19 protein-coding genes are annotated in these 19,699 nt (G+C 67.7%); 4 read left to right on the forward strand and 15 right to left on the reverse strand.

Annotation, left to right across the window (positions count from 1 at the left end; genetic code table 11):
• Positions 1 to 10 precede the first annotated feature (10 nt).
• The 5 genes from rpmF to QM721_RS09515 form a co-directional block, all read right to left on the reverse strand.
• On the reverse strand, positions 11 to 202 hold the full coding sequence (gene rpmF / locus QM721_RS09495; RefSeq protein ID WP_415121286.1) for a 50S ribosomal protein L32: 192 nt from the start codon (positions 200 to 202) through the stop codon (positions 11 to 13).
• Between the two features lie 3 nt (positions 203 to 205).
• Positions 206 to 787 (reverse strand): YceD family protein, encoded by a 582-nt coding sequence (locus QM721_RS09500; protein ID WP_415121288.1) that lies wholly within the window; start codon positions 785 to 787, stop codon positions 206 to 208.
• A 226-nt stretch (positions 788 to 1,013) separates the two neighbouring features.
• Positions 1,014 to 1,490: a hypothetical protein gene (locus QM721_RS09505; protein WP_415121290.1), complete on the reverse strand. Its 477-nt coding sequence runs from the start codon at positions 1,488 to 1,490 to the stop codon at positions 1,014 to 1,016.
• The gene (gene coaD / locus QM721_RS09510) at positions 1,483 to 1,965 is read right to left on the reverse strand and encodes a pantetheine-phosphate adenylyltransferase (RefSeq protein ID WP_415121292.1); all 483 of its coding nucleotides are present in this window, start codon (positions 1,963 to 1,965) and stop codon (positions 1,483 to 1,485) included. The genes QM721_RS09505 and coaD overlap by 8 nt, the downstream gene beginning before the upstream one ends.
• Entirely contained in the window at positions 1,962 to 2,540 is a 579-nt protein-coding gene (locus QM721_RS09515; RefSeq protein ID WP_415121294.1) for an RsmD family RNA methyltransferase, read from the reverse strand. Before QM721_RS09515 ends, coaD begins: the two co-directional genes overlap by 4 nt.
• 51 nt (positions 2,541 to 2,591) lie before the next feature.
• Here QM721_RS09515 and QM721_RS09520 point away from each other — a divergent pair, with 51 nt between their 5' ends.
• Complete coding sequence (locus tag QM721_RS09520) at positions 2,592 to 3,026, forward strand: pyridoxamine 5'-phosphate oxidase family protein (protein WP_415121296.1); 435 nt, start codon at positions 2,592 to 2,594, stop codon at positions 3,024 to 3,026.
• 259 nt (positions 3,027 to 3,285) lie between these two features.
• On the opposite strand, the gene QM721_RS09525 is transcribed toward QM721_RS09520, so the two are convergent.
• The 4 genes from QM721_RS09525 to QM721_RS09540 form a co-directional block, all read right to left on the reverse strand.
• Positions 3,286 to 4,323: an RNase H family protein gene (locus tag QM721_RS09525; protein WP_415121298.1), complete on the reverse strand. Its 1,038-nt coding sequence runs from the start codon at positions 4,321 to 4,323 to the stop codon at positions 3,286 to 3,288.
• A gap of 207 nt (positions 4,324 to 4,530) precedes the next feature.
• Complete coding sequence (locus QM721_RS09530; protein ID WP_415121300.1) at positions 4,531 to 6,711, reverse strand: ATP-dependent DNA helicase RecG; 2,181 nt, start codon at positions 6,709 to 6,711, stop codon at positions 4,531 to 4,533.
• A 234-nt stretch (positions 6,712 to 6,945) separates the two neighbouring features.
• A complete protein-coding gene (gene rpmB, locus QM721_RS09535; protein WP_105185784.1) occupies positions 6,946 to 7,131 on the reverse strand; it encodes a 50S ribosomal protein L28 in 186 nt (61 codons plus the stop codon).
• Between the two features lie 142 nt (positions 7,132 to 7,273).
• The gene (locus tag QM721_RS09540) at positions 7,274 to 8,947 is read right to left on the reverse strand and encodes a ribonuclease J (protein ID WP_415122070.1); all 1,674 of its coding nucleotides are present in this window, start codon (positions 8,945 to 8,947) and stop codon (positions 7,274 to 7,276) included.
• A 75-nt stretch (positions 8,948 to 9,022) separates the two neighbouring features.
• Here QM721_RS09540 and QM721_RS09545 point away from each other — a divergent pair, with 75 nt between their 5' ends.
• From QM721_RS09545 to QM721_RS09555, 3 genes are all read left to right on the forward strand, one after another.
• The gene (locus QM721_RS09545; RefSeq protein WP_415121303.1) at positions 9,023 to 9,553 is read left to right on the forward strand and encodes a GNAT family N-acetyltransferase; all 531 of its coding nucleotides are present in this window, start codon (positions 9,023 to 9,025) and stop codon (positions 9,551 to 9,553) included.
• Positions 9,554 to 9,903: 350 nt separating this feature from the next.
• Complete coding sequence (locus QM721_RS09550) at positions 9,904 to 10,950, forward strand: glutathione S-transferase family protein (protein ID WP_415121305.1); 1,047 nt, start codon at positions 9,904 to 9,906, stop codon at positions 10,948 to 10,950.
• Positions 10,951 to 11,030: 80 nt separating this feature from the next.
• Positions 11,031 to 11,231: a hypothetical protein gene (locus QM721_RS09555; RefSeq protein ID WP_415121307.1), complete on the forward strand. Its 201-nt coding sequence runs from the start codon at positions 11,031 to 11,033 to the stop codon at positions 11,229 to 11,231.
• Between the two features lie 246 nt (positions 11,232 to 11,477).
• Here QM721_RS09555 and sthA read toward each other — a convergent pair whose 3' ends face one another.
• The 6 genes from sthA to ahcY form a co-directional block, all read right to left on the reverse strand.
• Complete coding sequence (gene sthA / locus QM721_RS09560) at positions 11,478 to 12,881, reverse strand: Si-specific NAD(P)(+) transhydrogenase (protein WP_415121309.1); 1,404 nt, start codon at positions 12,879 to 12,881, stop codon at positions 11,478 to 11,480.
• 114 nt (positions 12,882 to 12,995) lie between these two features.
• Positions 12,996 to 13,688: an LmeA family phospholipid-binding protein gene (locus QM721_RS09565; protein ID WP_415121311.1), complete on the reverse strand. Its 693-nt coding sequence runs from the start codon at positions 13,686 to 13,688 to the stop codon at positions 12,996 to 12,998.
• A 26-nt stretch (positions 13,689 to 13,714) separates the two neighbouring features.
• Entirely contained in the window at positions 13,715 to 14,446 is a 732-nt protein-coding gene (gene dapB, locus QM721_RS09570) for a 4-hydroxy-tetrahydrodipicolinate reductase (protein ID WP_415121313.1), read from the reverse strand.
• 382 nt (positions 14,447 to 14,828) lie between these two features.
• Entirely contained in the window at positions 14,829 to 17,027 is a 2,199-nt protein-coding gene (locus QM721_RS09575; protein WP_415121315.1) for a polyribonucleotide nucleotidyltransferase, read from the reverse strand.
• 307 nt (positions 17,028 to 17,334) lie between these two features.
• Positions 17,335 to 17,598 (reverse strand): 30S ribosomal protein S15, encoded by a 264-nt coding sequence (gene rpsO, locus QM721_RS09580; RefSeq protein ID WP_415121317.1) that lies wholly within the window; start codon positions 17,596 to 17,598, stop codon positions 17,335 to 17,337.
• 284 nt (positions 17,599 to 17,882) lie between these two features.
• On the reverse strand, positions 17,883 to 19,298 hold the full coding sequence (ahcY, locus tag QM721_RS09585; RefSeq protein ID WP_415121319.1) for an adenosylhomocysteinase: 1,416 nt from the start codon (positions 19,296 to 19,298) through the stop codon (positions 17,883 to 17,885).
• Positions 19,299 to 19,699 lie beyond the last annotated feature (401 nt).

Here is a 19,699-nt window from a genome sequence, read left to right on the forward strand (position 1 = left end):
GCCGCTGATGTCAGGGTTCGAGAATCTGACGCCGGGCGGCACGCGGGCCGTACTGGCCGCACGCGGGGCATGCGGTGTGCGGCAGGTGCTTCTCGCGGCAGGCTGCATTGGCGCAGGTGACCAGGGTGGGCACGGACGCCTTCCACTGGGAACGGCGGTGCCGGGTATTGCTCCGAGACATCTTCCGCTTGGGGACGGCCACGGCTCACTCCTTGTTCTCGGCCTGCAGCGAGGCCTGTTCGTCGTCTAGGTCTGTCGTCCACCCGGTCAGGCCGGCCCAGCGCGGGTCGACGCGATCGTCGTGCCGATGGTCGGGTGCTGCGTTGAGGTCGGCCCCACAGTCGGGGCACAGGCCTGCGCAGTCCGGCCGGCACAGTGGCGTGTACGGCAGGTCGAGCACCACCGTGTCGCGCAGCAGCGGCTCAAGATCGAGCAGCTCGCCGTCGAGGCGGCTGGCATCCTCGTCGTCGGGTTCCTTGTCGGGGTAGAGGTACAGCTCCTGAAGATCGACCTCCTCGTCAGAGGCGATTCGCTCCAGGCAACGCGCACACTGCCCCGTCAACGCAACCACGGCGGTTCCGGTGACCAGCACCCCTTCCACCACCGACTCGAGCCGAAGGTCGAGGTCGACGGGGGAACCGGGTGACACTCCGATCACATCCATGCCAATGCCGTCCGGCGCCTCAGCGATCCGTTGGATCTCTTTCATGGCTCCGACCCGTCGCCCCAACTCATGGGTGTCGATAACGAGCCCGGAGCGAGGATCTGGATGGCGATACATAGTCATGACCGAAGGGACACATTACCGGGCCTCGCGCGCGGGCGCCAATCGCAGACCTGTGGACGGTTTCCGCTGGCTCAGCGGGCGCCAATCGCGGGCACAGGGACCGTTCCCGCTTGGCTCAGTGGACGCTTGGCTCTGGTTCAGGGACGTTCCAGATGGTTCTTCCTCTTCCCCTCTGAAGCATCTGAAAACACCACCTGAACCATGCGGAACCGTCCCCTGAACCAAATCAGGCGGACGGCTCACCGTCCAAGCCGGAACGGGCAGCCAGACGGGCCCGCATGGTCTGGATCTGACTCAGGGTCTTCTGCAACCCCGCCTCCAGGGTGGCCATTCGTCCGTCGACGTAGACGTCGGCCTCGCGCCGCAGTCCGTCGGCCTCGGCGATCGCCTTCGACTCGAGTTCGCCGGCCCGCTCACGGGCAGTGGTAAGCACCGAAGCGGCCTCCACAAGCTGTTCAGCCTTGGCCTCGGCGGCCTGCACGATCTGTTCGGCTTCGACCCGTGCCCGCTGCAGGACCGGTGGACTGGCGTTGGCCTCGTCCTTGGCTGCGCTCAGCTCGTCTGCGTGTGACGTCAGGGCCTGCTCGATCAGGGCCAGCACTTCGGCCCGGTTGACCATGCACGTCGCCGACATGGGCACGGCCTTGGCCTGCTCGACCAGTGCCTGCAGGGCCAGCAGCCGGTTTTCGGTGGATTCAGCCATTCGCGGTGTTCCTCTTCTGTTCGATGCGTTCGGCGACCAGCTCGGGCACGAACGCGCTCACGTCACCGCCGAGGCCGGCGACCTCGCGAACCATCGTGGACGACAGCGTGCCCCACCGCGCCGAGGCGGGTAGCAGCACGGTCTCGAGACCGGTCAGGGAGTGGTTGATGTGCGCCATCTGCAGTTCGAAGTCGAAGTCGGACGCGAACCGCAACCCCTTCACGACGTAGCCGGCATCGCGGTCGCGGCAGAAATCGACCAGCAGACCGCTCAGCACCTCAACCCTCACTCCGGGCAGGTCGGCGACCGCGGCCCCGACCAGCTCGATGCGCTCGTCGGTGTCGAACAGGTACTTTTTGGCCGAGTTGCGGCCGACGGCGACGATCACCTCGCCGAACAGGGCAACGGCCCGGGTGATCACGTCGAGGTGACCGTGCGTGATCGGGTCGAAAGACCCGGGGCACACGGCTCTCATGCCTCCCCTTCCATGGCGAAGTACAGCGTCGTCTCACCGTAGCGACGATGCCAGCGATCCCCCAACCGCGCGGGCCATTCGAACTCGCCGCCGCGGCTGCTGCGTTCGACCACGACGATGCCGCCGGTCGTCAGCCAGTGGTCGGCGAGTCGTTCGACCACCCCCGCGACCGTCGTTCCGGGCACCGTGTAGGGCGGGTCGAGCCAGCACAGGGCGAACTCGCTCGGCGCACCGGCCAGGTACCGCTCCACGCTCGTGTTGACCACCCGCACCCCGAGCCGGGTGTCGGCCACGTTGCGGCGAATCACCTCCGCCGCCCGACGATCACTCTCAACCGCGACCACCGAGGCTGCCCCGCGGCTGGCGGCCTCGAGCGCCACGGCCCCCGAACCGGCATACAGATCGAGAAAGCCCTGGCCGCTGAGCATGACCGCCGGGTCACCCACCCGCCCCAGCTCGGACGCGAGCACCCCGAACGCCGCCTCACGCACCCGATCGGAGGTCGGACGGGTTGCGTCGCCGGCCGGGGTGTGCAGCCGATGGCCTTTGCGACTACCGGCGATGATGCGCGACATGGACTTGACCGTAGCCCACCCCGGGCCGTCCGCCGAGTGCGAGAATGGGATATGGCTCTTCACTCCCCGATCGTTGCGTTAACAGCCGACGAGGCCTGGCAATTGCTCGGCACGGTGTCGGTCGGACGACTGGCCACGGCGGTCGGCGGGCAGCCCGACATCTTCCCGGTCAATTTCGTGGTGCACGACGGTTCGATCGTGTTTCGCACCGCGGAGGGCTCAAAGCTGGTGCAGGTGATCCTCAACGCCGCTGTGGCCTTCGAGGCCGACAGTTGGAGCGGCGGCACCGGCTGGAGCGTAGTGGTCAAGGGCACGGCACACGAGGTGACCGGCAGCGACGAACTGGCCGAACTGGAGCGATTGCCGTTGCGGCCCTGGGTGCCGACGGTGAAGACGCACGTCATTGCGGTGGTAGCCGACGAGATCACCGGCCGCCGGTTCGCCTTCGGTGAAGAACCCGAAGCCGAGCCCGAGTACACCAGTTGAGCCCTGGTCGAGCTCGCCGAGACCTCCCCTGCCGAGGCCCAGTGCAGCAGGCTGAGCGCTGGTCGCGACCTCACCTGCCGAGCCCGAGCACAGCAGGCTGAGCGCTGGTCGAGCATGTCGAGAGCTCGCATATGGCCCTCCGGCAAGGGGTTTCAGCCTCGCTCAAGCAGCGGTGATCGCGTTGAGCAGCGCTTCCCTGAACGATCGGACCCGCTGGCGCTGGCCAGAGCGCTGCCACCCGAGAATGGCCGAGTAGCACTCAGAGCTCGTGAGTGCCTTGGTGAAACAGTTGCGTCCAGTCGCCATGGTCGCGCACCCACAACGAACTGCGCAGCGCTGAGCCGGACGCGCCGAACGAGCGCCAGAGCAGCAAAATCGCCTCAGGCGCCACGCGGGTGACCCGCACCACCTCGAGTTCCAGCGGCTGCCCCAAGGGTGCGATGTGCGCGAGCAGCTCGGGACGCGTCCAGAGCCGTCCTGACGCGCCGACCTCACGAAAATCGGGGTGCAGCAGTGCAGCCACTTCAGCGGGATCGCTGCGCACGGCATCGGTCAGCAGGGAGCGTTCCAGGGCGATGACGCGCTCCTCCTCGGTCGGTTCCGGCCCGCCAGCGGCAAATTCGTCGGCTGCGAACAGGTCATCTTGAACCGCCGAGTCACTACCTCCGCCAGTCGATCCCGACGAGGACCTGCCCCCGCCGGTCGAGGCCCTGCCCCCGCCGGTCGAGACCCCGCCGGTCGAGCTGGTCGAGACCCCGGGTGCGGCACACGCACCCGGCGACCCGATTTCGACGGGTTGATCCGGCGACCCAGTGCCGACCCGCTCGCCCGGCACAACCGAGAACCCCGGGCCTGGTTCGGGTTCCCGGCCCTGCTTGAACGCCACGGCGGCGCCGTTGGCCAGCCGGTCGGCCTCTTCATTCAGCGGGTGGCCCGAGTGACCCTTGACCCATTGGAACCGTACCCGGCGGTCGCGCATCGCCTCGTCGAGTTGCTTCATGATCTCGACGTTCAGCACGGGCTTGCCGTCGCCCTTGCGCCACCCTTTGCGCTTCCAACCCGGCATCCACTTGGTGATGGAGTTGATCGCATACACCGAGTCGCAGTAGATCAGCAGGTCGTCGTCGTGGCCCGCGGTCTGCCGCAACAAGTCGAGCACGGCGGTCAGCTCGCCCATGTTGTTGGTGCCGTGCGGCCAGCCACCGCACGCCCAGCGGTGCCCGTCGATGTACCAGGCCCAGCCGGCCGGGCCCGGGTTGCCGAGGGCAGATCCGTCGGCGGCAGCGATCAGGGTCACCGAGTCATCGTGCCAGACAGTGCCACCTGTTCGATCGATCGTTCAGCGGGCGCCGATCAAGACCACGACGGCCCAGGACGCGCTCAGCGCGCTGAGCGGAAGCCCTTAGGTCGAGTGCGTGGGTACGGGTCATCCGGCGCAGCCCCTGGAGGCGCGGTTCACCCGCCCGGTGCACCGCAGCCGGAGCATGCTCGACGAGCGCATCACTCAGGAGAGCTCAAGCCAGTCGCCGGCGGCCAATAATTCGATGGACGCCACCGCGTCGACGAACCCCGGCGTCGTGCGCTGTGGATCGCGCTCGACGGCCTGCGCTGCGATGGTCTTCGCCTGGGCGATCACGTCGGCGTGTTCGAGCACGCTGAGCAGCCGCAGGCTGGAGCGTCCGCCCGACTGCTCGGCACCCAGAACGTCACCTTCGCGGCGCTGAATCAGGTCGAGTTCGGCTAGTTCGAAGCCGTCGGTGGTGGCGGCGACCGCCTGTAACCGGTTGCTGACCGCCTCGTCTGCCAATGCCGACGAGATCAGCAGACAGACGCCGGCGTGCGCGCCCCGGCCGATCCGGCCGCGCAACTGGTGCAGTTGCGAGATGCCGAAGCGCTCGGCGTCGCAGATCACCATCATGGTGGCGTTCGGCACGTCGACACCCACCTCGATCACCGTGGTCGCCACTAGCACGTCGAGTTGGCCCGCGGCGAAGGCCGCCATGGTGGCGTCCTTGACCTCGGTGGGCAATTGGCCGTGCAGCATGCCGACCCGCAGCCCGGCGAGTTGCACCGCAGCGAGTTCGGCGGCCAGGTCGACCACTCCGATGCCCTCGTCACTGGACTTGATCCGCGGCACGACCACGAACGCCTGACGCCCCTGCGCCACCTCTTCGACCACCCGTTGCCAGGCCCGATCGACCCAGGCCGGCCGCAGCGCCGCGTCGACCACAACGGTGTTGATCGGCTGCCGCCCCGCCGGCAGCTCATCGAGGGTCGACACGTCGAGGTCGCCGAAGATGGTCATGGCCACCGAACGCGGAATCGGCGTGGCGGTGAGCACCAGCACGTGTGGACGGGCCGCCGCCTTGTCGGTGAGCACGCCGCGCTGCTCGACCCCGAACCGGTGCTGCTCGTCGATGACCACGAACCCCAACTCGGCGAACTGCACCGTGTTGTGCAGCAGGGCGTGGGTGCCGATCACGATGCCCGCCTCGCCCGAGGCCGCCCGCAGCAGCGCGTCACGCTTGGCGGCAGCCGGCATCGAGCCAGTGATCAGCACGACATCGGTGGCCACCTCGGGTGAGCCGAGCAGGCGCCCGCCGGCCAGATCGCCCATCAGCGCCCGAATGGTGGCGTAGTGCTGCTGAGCCAGCACCTCGGTGGGCGCCAGCAGCGCGCACTGCCCCCCGGCGTCGACCACCGCGAGCATCGCGCGCAACGCCACCACCGTCTTGCCCGAGCCCACCTCTCCCTGCAACAGCCGCTGCATCGGACGAGCCCGGTCGAGTTCGGCGAACAGGGTGTCGCTGACCGCGACCTGGCCGTCGGTGAGCACATAGGGCAGCAGGGCGTCGAGGGCGGCCAGCAGCCCGTCGGACGATGCCCGGCGCGGCACGGCGGTATGCGTCGACGCGTCGGCGCGCCGGTAGGCCATGGTCAGCTGGGTGGCGAATGCCTCGTCGAACCGCAGCCGTTGCGCGCCCGCCTGCGCCTCGCCCAGCGAGCGGGGCTGATGGACGGCCGCAAAAGCGTCGGCCATCGGCATCAGGTCGGCGGCCTCCAGCACCCAGTCGGGCCACGGGTCGTCGGCGCCGCTCAGCGTGGCCAGCGCGAGACGGCAGCATTCGGCGACCTTCCACGTGGGGAGCTTGGCGGTGGCCGGGTAGATGCCGACCAGGGCTGCGCTACGGCTCATGGTGGCGATCAACTGCTTCTTCTCCGACGACCCGACGATGGCCCCGGACGCGTCGAGCATGACGAACTCGGGGTGGGTGAGCTGAAGCTGATCGCGAAACCGGCCCACCTTGCCCACGAAGATGCCGCGCACCCCCTTGGCCAGCTCACGCTGCCAGTACTCGACCAAATGCTCGCGGCCGAAAAAGGTGACCGCCAGGTAGCCGTGCCCGTCGGTGAGGCTGACCTCGAGCCGGCTGGGCCGGGTTCGTCCGCCGCTGACAATGTTGGTGCTGCTCACTCTGGCCATCACCGCCACGTGGTCACCGGCCTCAAGCGTGGCCAGGTCGGTCAACTCGGTGCCCGACAGGTAGCGCCGGGGCAAGTGCCGCAGCAGGTCGCCGACGGTGTGGATGTGCAACTTCTCAAGGTCTTTGGCGGTGCGCGCGCCCAGCACGTCGGCCACCGGAGCGTTGAGCTCACCAAACGACTGAGTACGCCAGGTCACCATGCCCGAAGCCTATTGGGGGGCTCGGACACATTCTGAACGAGCCCTCGGTACACCTCGGGGCGGGGCCCGGACGATCGGCGCGGGTGCGATCATCGTGCCCCGGAGCGGGTCTCGACAAGCTCGACCGACCAAGCCCCCCGATGCTCCAGCGGAGCAGGTCTCGACAAGCCCGACCGACCAAGCCCGGCACAGCAAAAGGACCCGCCGCAGCGGGTCCTCAGCAGGCCGGTCGGGTCAGCGGGTGACCTTGCCCGACTTCAGGCACGACGTGCACACGTTGAGTCGCTTGGGGGCACCCTCGACCACGGCGCGGACGCGCTGGATGTTCGGGTTCCACCGACGGTTGGTCTTCTTCTTCGACCAGGGCACGTTGTGGCCAAAGCCTGGGCCCTTGGCGCAGATGTCACACACGGCAGCCACTGGTAACTCCTTGATTGCTTGGGATAGGCCCCACAAAGGGACCGTCCAACAATACCCGAGAGCCGTCCGAGAGACCTAATCGGCGTCGCGAATCCGCCATACAGGCGCTGGCCGCTGGGCGCAGACCCGCCGAACCCGACGCTCAGGACGACACCACCACCGGCAGGATCATCGGACGACGCCGGTAGGTGTTGTTGACCCAGCGACCCACCGTGCGGCGCACCACCTGCTGCAGTCCCTGCACGTTCTCTGACCCGTCGGCCATGGCCTGCTCGACGGCCCTGGCGATCTCGCCCCTGATGCCGTCGAACACCGAATCGTCCTCGACGAAGCCGCGGGCATGAATGTCGGGGCCGCTGACCAGCGTGCCCGAATGCAGGTTGACCACCACGACCACGCTGATGAAGCCGTCGGCGCCCAGAATCTTGCGGTCGCTCAACTCGGCGTCGCCGATGTCGCCGACAGTGGAGCCGTCGACGAAGATGTAGCCGCAGTCGAGCCGTCCGACCGCCTTGGCCCGCCCCTTGGCCAGGTCGACCACGCCGCCGTCCTCGACCACGATGGCCCGCTCGCGCGGCACGCCGGTGGCCACCGCCAGGTCGGCGTTGGCGATCAGGTGCCGAATCTCACCGTGCACCGGCATGGCGTTTCTGGGCTTGATCAGGTTGTAGCAGTAGAGCAACTCCCCCGCCGAGGCGTGCCCCGACACGTGCACCAGTGCGTTGCCCTTGTGCACCACGGTGACGCCGTTGCGGGTCAGCCCGTTGATCACCCGGTACACCGAGTTCTCGTTGCCGGGGATCAGCGATGAGGCCAGCAGCACCACGTCGCCCGGACCGGCCTTCACCACCGGGTGTTCATGGTTCGAGATCCGCGACAGCGCCGAGAGCGGCTCGCCCTGCGAACCGGTCGAGATCATCACGACCTTGTCGTCGGGGTAGTTGTCGAGCTGCTTGAGGTCGATCAGGGTGTTCGCAGGAACCCGCAGGTAGCCCAGTTCTTGCGCCACCGTCATATTGCGCACCATCGAGCGGCCGATGTACACGACCTTGCGGCCGTGCCGAACCGCCGCGTCCATCGCCTGCTGCACCCGGTGCACGTGCGAGGCGAAACAGGCCACGATCAGCTTCTGCTTGGCCGAGCCGAACACCCGTTCGATGGCGGGCTCGATGTCGCGCTCGTGGGTGGTGAAGCCGGGCGTCTCGGCGTTGGTCGAGTCGGCCATGAACAAGTCGACGCCCTCGTCGCCCAACCGGGCGAAGCCGCGCAGGTCGGTCAGCCGATGGTCGAGCGGCAACTGGTCCATCTTGAAGTCGCCGGTGTGCAGCACCAGCCCGGCAGCCGTGCGCATGGCGATGGCCAGCGCGTCGGGAATGGAGTGATTGACGGCGAGAAACTCCAAGTCGAACTCGCCGACCCTGATTCGGGTGCCCTCGCTGACCACCCGCAGGTCGACATCGCGCAGCCGGTGTTCCTTCAACTTCTCGCGCAGCAGTGCCAGGGTGAGTCGCGAGCCCAGCACGGGAATGTTTGGACGCCGGCGCAACAGGTAGGGCACGGCTCCGATGTGATCTTCGTGGCCGTGGGTCAGCACCAGCGCCTGCACGTCGTCGAGCCGGTCCTCGATCAGGTGCAGGCCGGGCAGAATCAGATCAACGCCGGGGTGGTCGTCAGAGGGGAACAGCACACCGCAGTCGATCATCAGCAACTGGCCGTTGATCTCGAAGCTGGTGCTGTTGCGCCCCACGTCACCGAGTCCGCCGAGCGGAATCACCCGCAGGGTGTCGGTGGGCAGCTTAGGGGGGGTCTTGAGCATCTCACGCACCCGTTCACCCTAGTGCCCGTCTGCGGCGAATGACTCACCACGCCGCCAGCCATCTACCATGATCCGGTGATCGCCGACTCGGTGCGCCTGGCACTGCCCGTGGAAGCACCGCAATTGGCCGCGATCCAGCGCCGGGCGTGGCTGCAGCGACTGCCGCAACCGGTGGCGGACGCCGTGCTGGCTCGGTTCGACCTGGCCGCGATGACCGATTCGTGGCATGCGGCGATCGTGCGTCCGCCGCTGGCCCAGTTTCGGGTACTGGTCGCGGTAAGCAACGACCGGGTGGCCGGCTTCGCCGTGGTGGGCCCCAGCGACGACCCGGACGCGGAGCCGGGCGTGGACGCCCTGGTGGCCGAGTTCGCCGTCGACCCCCAGGCACAGCGTCGCGGGCACGGCTCGCGGTTGCTCAACGCCTGCGTCGACACGCTGCGCGCAGACCGCTTCGAACGGGCCACCTGGTGGGTTCGCACCACCGACGACGTGTTGCGCCGGTTCTTGGTCGAAGCCGGCTGGGCTGCCGACGGCGGCCACCAGGAGGTGGGCGAGGCGGACACCCGGCTCAAGCTGGTACGACTGCACACCGACATCTCGGCCTAGCCGATTCTCGCTGGTCGAGCTTGTCGAGACCTCAGAAGGAGTGCTCTGACTGGGGATGGTCGAGCTTGCCGAGACCTCAGAAGGAAGTGCTCTGACTAGGGTTTCGACGCTCATCCAAGAGGACTCAGCCGGCACGCACTGCACGATGCAGACCGACGGCTCCAGCGGCGCCGCCGAGGGCGGTGAGGGCATCGCGAACATCGACTCGGCGAAGAAGACCATCACCACTGGTATGAGGACCTCGCCGGTGGCGCCCGTTCAACGCAACGGAAGCCACCGGCGCGCCCTGTGCCGCGACCGATCGCAGCCGGAGGGTGTCGCAACTCCGCCGGGATGCCTACGGTGGAGCCATGAACGACAGCACGGTGGACGGACCCGGCCCAGGTGGGGTCTACTCCAGCAAGGGCCGGGAGTTCGTTCGTGACACCCGCTACATCAACGACCGGATCGTCGCCGACCCGCAGGCGCCCCACGAGTGGCCGGCCGAACCGGGCCGGTACCGGCTGATCGCGGCCCGGGCGTGCCCGTGGGCGAACCGGGCGCTGATCGTCCGCCGGCTGCTCGGGCTCGAGGACGCCTTCTCGGTCGGCCTGCCCGAACCGACCCATGGCGCCGACTCGTGGACGTTCGGTCTCGACCCCCGCGGCGTCGACCCGGTGCTAGGCATCCACAAGCTGAAGGACGCCTACCTGAACCGCTTCCCCGACTATCCGCTGGGCATCACCGTGCCGGCGATGGTCGAGGTGGCGACCGTGCGGGTGGTGACCAACGACTTCGCCCAACTCACCGAAGACTTCGCGTCGCAGTGGAAGGCATACCACCGCGACGGCGCCCCCGACCTGTGGCCGACCGATCGGCTCGACGAGATGCTGTCGGTGATGCGGCGGGTCTACACCGAGGTGAATAACAGGGTGTACCGGTGCGGCTTCGCCGGCAGCCAGGAGAGCTACGACGCGGCCTACCAACGCCTCTGGACCGCCCTGGACTGGCTTGAGGAGCGCCTCACCGAGCGCCGCTACCTGATCGGTGAGGCGATCACCGAGGCCGATGTGCGGCTGTTCACCACCCTGGTGCGCTTCGACCCGGTCTACCACGGGCATTTCAAGTGCAATCGCAACAAGCTCACCGAAATGCCGGCGCTTTGGGGTTATGCCCGCGACCTGTACCAGACCCCCGGCTTCGGCGACACGGTCGACTTCGGGCAGATCAAGCAGCACTACTACATCGTTCATGCCGACCTGAACCCGCTCGGCATCGTGCCGGGAGGCCCGGACCTGTCGGCCTGGGTCACCCCGCACGGCCGCGAGGCACTGGGTGGACGGCCGTTCGGCGACGGCACGCCGCCCGGGCCCGTGCGTGCTGGCGAGGAGGTTCTCAACCCGCTCGTGGTCGGCTGAGGCCGCGCGCCCGAGGTCTCGACAGGCTCGACCGACGCTCACGTCACTGGTTGACTCGAAACCCCTGGTGAGCGCGGAACATGCCCGGCCTCGTCGCCCTGGCCCTGGCCCTGGCCCTCGCCCTCGCCCTCGCCCTCGCCCTCGCCCTCGCCCTCGCCCTCGCCCTCGCCCTCGCCCTCGCCCTCGCCCTCGCCCTCGCCCTCGCCCTCGCCCTCGCCCTCGCCCTCGCCCTCGCCCTCGCCCTCGCCCTCGCCCTCGCCCTCGCCCTCGCCCAGCGATGATCAGCCCTTCCCCGGGGGCATGCCGAGAAACGCGCGTATTGATTTGTGCCGCCTCCGCAGTTCGATCTCACCGCGCCGAAACGAGCTTTATGGCCCGGCGCGGAGGCCGGCATAACGCTCGTTTCGACGCGCGTGGCACCGCGGTGGGCTGCGGCCGTGGTGAAAACGCACGTATCGCCGCGTGCACCCGGCCGGGCGTAGGCACCTGACCTGTGACCCGGCACTGATCGGGCGGACCTCTTCTGCTCAGGCGACCTCGAACCGGCTCAATGCGCGCAACTTGTTGGTGGCGTCCAGCGCAGCCACCTTGTAAGCCTCTGACAGGGTCGGGTAGTTGAACACGGTGTCGACCAGGTAGTCCACTGTGCCGCCGCAGCCCATCACGGCCTGGCCGATGTGCACCAGATCGGTCGCACCCGTGCCGAACACATGCACACCCAGGAGCGTGCGGTCGACGCTGTGCACCAACAGCTTGAGCATGCCGTAGGAGTCACCTACGATCTGCCCCCGCGCCAGTTCCCGATACCGTGAAAGCCCGGTCTCGTACGGCACCGATTCACCCGTCAGTTCGTCTTCGCTCTTGCCGACATAGCTGATCTCGGGAATCGTGTAGATGCCGATCGGCTGCAACGGTGTGATGTGGCCCGGCTGTTCGCCCATGGCGTGCATGGCCGCCAGCCGGCCCTGCTCCATCGAGGTGGCTGCCAGGGCCGGAAACCCGATCACGTCGCCTACCGCATAGATGTGCGGCTGAGCTGTGCGGAAGTGCTCGTCGACGACGATCCGGCCGCGCTTGTCGGCCTCCAGGCCGGCGTTTTCGAGCAGCAGTGCGGCTGTGGCGCCCTGCCGTCCGGCGGAGTACATGACGGTCTCGGCCGGAACCCGCTTACCCGAACTGAGCGTGGTCACCGTGCCGTATTGGCTCTTCTCGACCTTCTCGACCGTCTCGCCGAACCGGAAGGTCACCGACAGGTCGCGCAGGTGAAAGCGCAGCGACTCGACGATCTCGGCGTCGCAGAAGTCGAGCATCGTCGGTCGCGCGTCGACCACCGTGACCCGAGTGCCCAGGGCGGCGAACATCGAGGCGTACTCGATGCCGATCACGCCGGCACCGACCACGACCATGGAACTGGGCACCTGTTGCAGGTCGAGGATGCCGTCGGAGTCGACCACGTTCACGTCGTCGAACTCCACGTGTGAGGGCCGGGCGGGCTGGGTGCCCGGCGCCAGCACGACCTTGGCGGCACTGACCGTGTGATCCTCCTGGCCTTCGATCCTCATCGTGTGGGGGTCGAGAAACGCGGCGTCGCCGCTGAAGAGAGTGACGTGGTTGCGGAGCAGTTGGTTGCGGATCACCTGCGTCTCGCGGCCGATCACGTGCTGGGTACGGGCAGTCAGGTCACCGATGGTGATCTCGTCCTTCACTCGGTACGACGCGCCGTACAGGTCGCGCTGTGCCATTCCGGTGAGGTACAACACCGCTTCGCGCAGGGTCTTCGACGGAATGGTTCCGGTGTTGATACAGACCCCACCCATCATCTGCTTGCGATCGACGATGGCCACGCGACGGCCCAGTTTCGCCGCGGCGATCGCGGCGCGTTGCCCGCCGGGGCCGCTGCCCACCACCAGCAAGTCGTAGTCGTACTTCATCTCGTCTCCGTCCGTGCGACCACCGCGATTATGTGCCGCGCGAAACCCGGACGGCAATGGACGACAAGGCACCGCAACCCGACCGCAACATACCCCTTGAGGCTCCGGCGACGATCAGCGCCGCACCGCCACATCGGTGGCGGTCAGCCCCACCACCAGCCCGTCGTCGGCGACGGTGATGGACGTGACCCGCACCCGATCGTCGACTGCCAACGAGATCGGCTTCACCACCCGGCTGATGATCTGCTGCGAGATGCCCTCGGTGAGGTCGATGCCGGCCACCTCGATGCGGGACTGTTCCAGCTCGACCTGCTGACTGGCCAGGTTCAGCACCGGAACGGCCGAGATGCCGATCTGCAGGTCGTGCAGGCCCAGCACGTCGACGGTGTAAGTGACCAACACCCGTCCAGCGCGACCCTGGGTGACCGGCAGCCCGGCGAGTTCGCTCAACCCGGCGTAGTCCAGCGTGCCGCTGAGCCTCAGATCGCCGATGACCGCCGCGTTGAGGCCGACCAGGCGAATGTCGCCGGCCTGAAAGCTCAGCGCCCGCACCGTGACCTCGTGCTCCTCGAACGGAACCACCGCCGAGGAGGCGGTTCCCGACACGTCGACGAAGCGGCCACGGGCCAGCGCGAACACCAGCGAGCCGCCGTCCAGGGTCAGCGTCGGCTGTTCGAGATCGAGGTCGGCGCCGGCGATCGCCTGCCGGGCCTGGGACTGCACCAGAGCCCTGATGCCGAACTCGGCAGCCACGAGCAGGGCGAGGACGACGCCCAGCACAACCAGCACCGTGCGCCATCTCTTCATCGGGTCAGCTTCCGGGGCCGAGGCACTCAGAGCCCGAGGATGGATTCGATGCCGACGGTAAGGCCGGGCAGGCCGGGCACGGCCCGCACGGCTGCGATCACGCCCGGCATGAATGAGACCCGGTCGAGCGAGTCGTGCCGAATGGTCAGGGTCTCCCCCGGGCCGCCGAACAGCACCTCCTGGTGTGCGATCAGGCCGCGCAGCCGCACACTGTGCACGTGAATACCGTTCACCTGAGCCCCGCGAGCCCCCTCCAGACCTGACGTGGTGGCGTCGGGGACCGGGCCGAGACCGGCCTCGGCCCTGGCCGCGGCGATCTTGCCGGCCGTGGTGGCTGAGGTTCCGGACGGAGCGTCGGCCTTGTTGGGGTGGTGCAGTTCGATGACCTCGACCGACTCGAAGAAGCGGGCCGCCTGCACGCTGACGTGCATCATCAGCACCGCGCCGATGGAGAAATTGGACGCCACCAGCACCCCGGCCCCACCCTGTTCGGCCAGCCGCCGGGCCTCGTCGAGGCGTTCGGGAGTGAAACCGGTGGTGCCCACCACCACGTTGATGCCGCGCCCGGTACACCACGCGATGTTGCCCATCACCGCATCCGGGTGGGTGAAGTCGACCACCACCTCGGCCTGCTCGACGGCGCTGCGATCGTCACCGGCGTCCACCGCGGCGACCAGTTCGAGGCCCTCGGCTGTTTCGACGGCGCGCACCACCTCGGCCCCCATGCGTCCACGGGCTCCGAACACGGCTACCTTCATCGATCCTCCTGCTGTGCTGAGTGCCCCAGCCTACCGATGGGCCGCGACCGGACCCGCCACGATCTGTCGTGGGGCGACACACTCGCCTGCGCCCAACCCGACCGGCGAGAACGAGACTGGCGAAGCGCCGATTCTCGCTGGTCGAGCTTGTCGAGGCCCTCGGGTGATGCCCCTCGGACGCCGAGATTCGCCGAATCTTGCCATCCCGACCCCCGGGCGAAACCGAAGCGCGTCGCTGACAAGGGGTTTCGACGTAACTCAACCAGCGCAGCGCTTCCCCATGGCCGCATCCGGGCGGACGGCACCGACGCGGCCCACGACAACGCCCGGCCCCGGATGAACCGGAACCGGGCGTTGCTCTGGCAGGGATCGCTGCGAAGGATCAGGCGTCTGCCGGAACCTTCTCTTCGACGACCGGAATCAGCGACAGCTTGCCGCGATCGTCGATGTCAGAAATCTCGACCTGGATCTTCTGACCGACGCTGACCACGTCCTCGACGTTCTCGACCCGCTGGCCGTTGTTCAGTGCACGCAGCTTGGTGACGTGCAGCAGGCCGTCCTTGCCGGGCAGCAGCGAGACGAAGGCGCCGAAGTTCATCACCTTGACGACAGTGCCGAGGTAGCGCTCGCCGCGCTCCGGCATGGTCGGGTTGGCGATGGCGTTGATCATCGAGCGGGCGGCGTCCGCGGCCTCACCGTTGTCGGCACCGATGTAGATGGTGCCGTCGTCCTCGATCGAGATGTTGGCGCCGGTGTCGTCCTGGATCTGGTTGATCATCTTGCCCTTGGGGCCGATCACCTCGCCGATCTTGTCGACCGGGATCTTGATGGTGATGATCCGCGGTGCGAACGGCGACATCTCGTCCGGGGTGTCGATGGCCTCGCCCATCACGTCCAGCAGGGTGTGCCGGGCGTCCCGGGCCTGCTGCAGGGCACCCGCGAGCACGTCGGACGGGATGCCGTCGAGCTTGGTGTCGAGCTGCAGGGCGGTGACGAAGTCACGGGTGCCGGCAACCTTGAAGTCCATGTCGCCCAGGGCGTCCTCGGCGCCGAGAATGTCGGTCAGCGCCAGGTAGCGCATCTGGCCGTCGATCTCGTCGCTCATCAGGCCCATCGCGATGCCCGCGACCGGCGCCTTCAGCGGCACGCCGGCGTTCAGCAATGCCAGGGACGACGCACACACCGAGCCCATCGACGTCGAACCGTTCGAGCCGAGTGCCTCGGACACCTGGCGGATCGCGTAGGGGAACTCCTCGCGCTTGGGCAGCACCGGCACCAGGGCTCGCTCGGCGAGCGCACCATGGCCGATCTCGCGCCGCTTCGGCGAACCGACCCGGCCGGTCTCACCGGTCGAGTAGGGCGGGAAGTTGTAGTTGTGCATGTAGCGCTTGGTGGTCTCGGGCGCCAGCGAATCGATCTTCTGCTCCATGTCGAGCATGTTCAGCGTGCTCACGCCCAGGATCTGGGTCTCGCCGCGCATGAACAGCGCCGAGCCGTGGACGCGCGGGAGCACGCCGACCTCGGCGGAGAGCGTCCGGATGTCGCGCGGCCCACGGCCGTCGATCCGGATGCCGTCGGTCAGCGTCTTGGTGCGGACGACCTTCTTGGTGAGCGCCCGGAAAGCACCGGTGATCTCTTTCTCGCGGCCCTCGAAGGCACCGTCGAGCTCGGTGTGCAGATCGGCCAAAAGTGCCTCGGTGGCAACCTCGCGCTCGTGCTTGCCGACGATCGACATCACCTGCTGCAAACGCTCGGTGCCGGCGACGACCGCGTCGAACACGTCGGGCTGGTAGTCGAGGAACAGCGGCAGGCTTGCGGTTGACTTGGGGAATTTCGCAGCCAGCTCGACCTGCGCGTCACACAGCGCCTTGATGAACGGCTTGGCAGCCTCAAGACCTGCTGCGACGACCTCTTCGGTCGGCGCGGTACGCCCGGAGCGGACCAGATCCCACGTCTGCTCGGTCGACTCGGCTTCGACCATCATGATCGCCACGTCGCCGTCGGGTAGCACGCGGCCGGCCACGACCATGTCGAAGGTGGCATCCTCAAGCTGCTTCACGGTCGGGAAGCCGACCCAGTCGTCACCGATCAGGGCGACCCGGACGCCGCCGACCGGGCCGGTGAACGGCAGGCCGGCCAGCGTGGTCGACGCCGAGCCGGCGTTGATCGCCAGCACGTCGTAGAGCACCTCGGGGTTCAGCGCCATCACCGTGATGACGACTTGGACCTCGTTGCGCAGCCCCTTCACGAAGCACGGGCGCAGCGGACGGTCGGTCAGCCGGCAGGCCAGGATCGCGGCCTCGCCGGGGCGTCCTTCGCGGCGGAAGAACGAGCCGGGAATGCGACCGGCGGCGTACATCCGCTCTTCGACGTCGACGGTCAGCGGAAAGAAGTCGACGCCATCGCGCGGGTTCTTCGACGCGGTGGTGGCGGCGAGCAGCATGGTGTCGCCGTCCAGGTAGACGCTGGCCGAACCGTTGGCCTGACGGGCCAGCAGGCCCGACTCGAAACGGACGACGCGCTTGCCGTGCGAGCCGTTGTCGATGACGGCTTCGGTGTACTGCAGATCGGGTCCCTCCACGGGACCTCCTTTCGGGTTGGACCACCGCCGCGGCGACACGGCCGCTCTTCAGCTATATACCTGGGGCGGCGCCTGAACCCGGTCTTCGATCGAGGCCCGCGGGGTCATAGACCCGAAAGCCACTACCGAGGACCGAGGATTCACGTGACGAACGCGCGCGGTGGACGGTGGTTGATTCTTTGTTCAGTTGTGGGTCGAAGGCCCCGCTGGTTGAGCTTGTCGAAACCCGTTGACGGAGCTTGTCCAAACCCTGCCGGAGCCCGGAGATGCCGTGAGGGGAGCGGCCGGAGCCACTCCCCTCACCCAGTCAGCGGCGCAGGCCGAGCCGCGCGATCAGTGCGCGGTAGTGCTCGACGTCCTGCTTGGCGACGTAGTTCAGCAGCCGGCGGCGCTGGCCGACCAGCAGCATCAGGCCACGGCGGCTGTGGTGGTCGCCCTTATGCACCTTGAGGTGCTCGGTCAGGTGGGCGATGCGGCGGGTGAGCAGAGCGATCTGCACGTCCGGCGAACCCGTATCACCCGGCTTGGTGGCGAATTCTTCGATGGTCTTCTTCTTCAGTTCAGCGTCCATGAAGGCTGCTGCTCTCCTCTCGGTTTCCCGTTGCGCGGCGCTGCCCTACCGATGGCACGATTTCATGAGAGATCGCTGGGCTGCTCTGACGAGTCCGCGGGCGTCCTGACGCCAACCATGGACTCTACCAGCACCCATCCCCCGAGCCGAATCCTCCAGGTTCCACCCCCGCCCCCAGCCGCATCCGCCGGCGACGGCCCGACCTTTCCGGGTTTCGGCGTCCTTTCACCGGTTTGAACACCGGAAGCGTCGCCGAAGCCCGGAAACGTCACGAGGTCAGCGATTCAGTAGCGGTAGGCGTCCGGCTTGAACGGGCCTCCGGGCCGGACGCCGAGGTAGTCGGCCTGGGCCGGGGTCAACTCGGTGAGCCGGACCCCGAGAGCCGCCAGATGCAGCCGGGCGACCTCTTCGTCCAGTTCCTTGGGCAGGGTGTAGACCCCGACCGGGTACTCCGCCGGCTTGGTGAACAACTCGATCTGGGCCAGCACCTGATTGGTGAACGAGTTGCTCATCACGAAGGACGGGTGCCCGGTCGCGTTGCCCAGGTTCAGCAGCCGTCCCTCCGAGAGCACCAGGATCGAATGGCCGTCGGGGAACGTCCAGCGGTCGACCTGCGGCTTGATCACCGTGCGATCGATGCCCGGGTAGCCCTCCAGTCCGGCCATGTCGATCTCGTTGTCGAAGTGGCCGATGTTGCCGACGATCGCCAGGTGCTTCATCCGGGCCATCTGGTCGGCGGTCACCACGTCGCGATTGCCGGTGCAGGTGATGATGATGTCGGCCACACCCAACACGTCGTCGAGTCGGGCCACCTGGTAGCCGTCCATCGCGGCCTGCAGCGCGCAGATCGGGTCGATCTCGGTGACGATCACCCGGGCACCCTGCCCGGCCAGCGACTCCGCGGCACCCTTGCCGACGTCGCCGTAGCCGCACACCACGGCAGTCTTGCCGCCGATCAGCACGTCGGTGCCGCGGTTGATCCCATCGATCAGCGAATGCCGGATGCCGTACTTATTGTCGAATTTGCTCTTGGTGACCGAGTCGTTGACGTTGATCGCCGGGAACAGCAGCGAACCCTGCTTCGCCATCTCGTACAGCCGGTGGACGCCGGTCGTGGTCTCCTCCGTGACGCCGCGGAGCTCGTTCGAGATCGCCACCCAGTCCAGCGTCGAGGCCCGCAACTGCTGCAGCACCACCGCGTACTCGGCCGAGTCACCCGGGCCCGTCTCGGGCACCGCACCTGCTTTGGCGAACTCGACGCCCTTATGCACCAGTAGGGTGGCGTCACCGCCGTCGTCCAGGATCATATTCGGCGTGCGGTCGCCCCAGTCGAGGATCTGCTCGGCGCAGGCCCAGTACTCGGCCAAGGTCTCGCCCTTCCAGGCGAACACAGCAACGCCCCGGGGATCGTCGGGCGTGCCGTCGGGGCCGACCACCACTGCCGCTGCCGCGTGGTCTTGGGTGCTGAAGATGTTGCAGGACGCCCAGCGCACCTCGGCCCCCAGCGCCACCAGGGTCTCGATCAGCACCGCGGTCTGCACCGTCATATGCAGCGACCCGGCGATGCGGGCTCCGAGGAGGGGTTTCGAGTCGCCATAGCGCTCCCGCATCGCCATCAGGCCAGGCATCTCATGCTCGGCGAGCGTGATCTCCTTGCGTCCGAAATCGGCCAGGTTCAGGTCAGCGACGCGATAATCCACCGCAACAGCGTAGTGGGCGCGCGATGGAGCGGGCAGCACGGGCGCCCCTTTGTCGGTTGGGCTGGCCGACACCCCAGTCTCGGCGGAACTCTCCGCGACCTCGACACCCTGCATCGAGACACCCCGCACCGACGATGTTCGGTGCAGGGGAAACACTGATTCTTCGGGCGCTGATTCTTCGTTGGTCGAGCCTGTCGAGACCCCCGGCATGCACTCCGGCACGGGTTTCGACAAGATGACCAGCGACGGTTGCCTTGATCGGCGCTTCCCTTGCTCAGGGCAACCCCGCCGGCGCCTTCGTCGGGCATCGCCGGACCCCCTGCCCAACCGGCTCATGCCCACCGTCGCAGCGAGGCCGAGGTGTGCTGCATCATCATCCTGACGATTCGTCTGACAACGAG

The sequence above is a fragment of the Micropruina sp. genome (assembly GCF_047602085.1).
Taxonomy (GTDB): domain Bacteria; phylum Actinomycetota; class Actinomycetes; order Propionibacteriales; family Propionibacteriaceae; genus Micropruina.

Coding starts and splice junctions, on each gene's coding strand:
- QM721_RS09515 (WP_415121294.1), bottom strand. CDS start 2,540: ATGTCGCGCATCATCGCCGGTAGTCGCAAAGGCCATCGGCTGCACACC.
- QM721_RS09565 (WP_415121311.1), bottom strand. CDS start 13,688: ATGAAGAGATGGCGCACGGTGCTGGTTGTGCTGGGCGTCGTCCTCGCC.
- QM721_RS09500 (WP_415121288.1), bottom strand. CDS start 787: ATGACTATGTATCGCCATCCAGATCCTCGCTCCGGGCTCGTTATCGAC.
- QM721_RS09530 (WP_415121300.1), bottom strand. CDS start 6,711: ATGGTGACCTGGCGTACTCAGTCGTTTGGTGAGCTCAACGCTCCGGTG.
- QM721_RS09540 (WP_415122070.1), bottom strand. CDS start 8,947: ATGCTCAAGACCCCCCCTAAGCTGCCCACCGACACCCTGCGGGTGATT.
- QM721_RS09555 (WP_415121307.1), top strand. CDS start 11,031: ATGCCCGGCCTCGTCGCCCTGGCCCTGGCCCTGGCCCTCGCCCTCGCC.
- rpsO (WP_415121317.1), bottom strand. CDS start 17,598: ATGGACGCTGAACTGAAGAAGAAGACCATCGAAGAATTCGCCACCAAG.
- sthA (WP_415121309.1), bottom strand. CDS start 12,881: ATGAAGTACGACTACGACTTGCTGGTGGTGGGCAGCGGCCCCGGCGGG.
- QM721_RS09505 (WP_415121290.1), bottom strand. CDS start 1,490: ATGGCTGAATCCACCGAAAACCGGCTGCTGGCCCTGCAGGCACTGGTC.
- QM721_RS09550 (WP_415121305.1), top strand. CDS start 9,904: ATGAACGACAGCACGGTGGACGGACCCGGCCCAGGTGGGGTCTACTCC.
- dapB (WP_415121313.1), bottom strand. CDS start 14,446: ATGAAGGTAGCCGTGTTCGGAGCCCGTGGACGCATGGGGGCCGAGGTG.
- QM721_RS09520 (WP_415121296.1), top strand. CDS start 2,592: ATGGCTCTTCACTCCCCGATCGTTGCGTTAACAGCCGACGAGGCCTGG.
- coaD (WP_415121292.1), bottom strand. CDS start 1,965: ATGAGAGCCGTGTGCCCCGGGTCTTTCGACCCGATCACGCACGGTCAC.